We start from the raw sequence: 276 nt of genomic DNA on the forward strand, positions 1-276 counted from the left end.
GGGTTTTGCTCAGGTTTCAGGCATGGTTATCAACCGGGCACAAGGGCGGTTACTCACAGGGCTTAACCTGGGAAAAAAGCTGAATCGAGGCCCAACGAACGACGGAATCGATGCTGATTCGTCCTCAAGACATCTATTGTGGGAATACACGTGGGCAGTTAATAATAGCGATTATCATTAACTCACTTATCGCGCCTATGTCTCCTCCATCCCACACGGCAGCTGTGCAGCGCATCTACGAGCAACACCATTCGTGGTTGCAAGGGTGGCTCAAAG

The 276-nt window shown here is 50.7% G+C and carries 1 protein-coding gene; it reads left to right on the forward strand.

Features of this window, described 5'->3' with window-relative positions:
- A partial coding sequence (locus tag AC0L2O_RS36725) for a hypothetical protein (protein WP_473373195.1) occupies positions 1 to 181 on the forward strand: 181 nt, incomplete at its 5' end.
- Positions 182 to 276: the final 95 nt, after the last annotated feature.

It is taken from the genome of Bradyrhizobium sp. Kon10 (assembly GCF_055807395.1).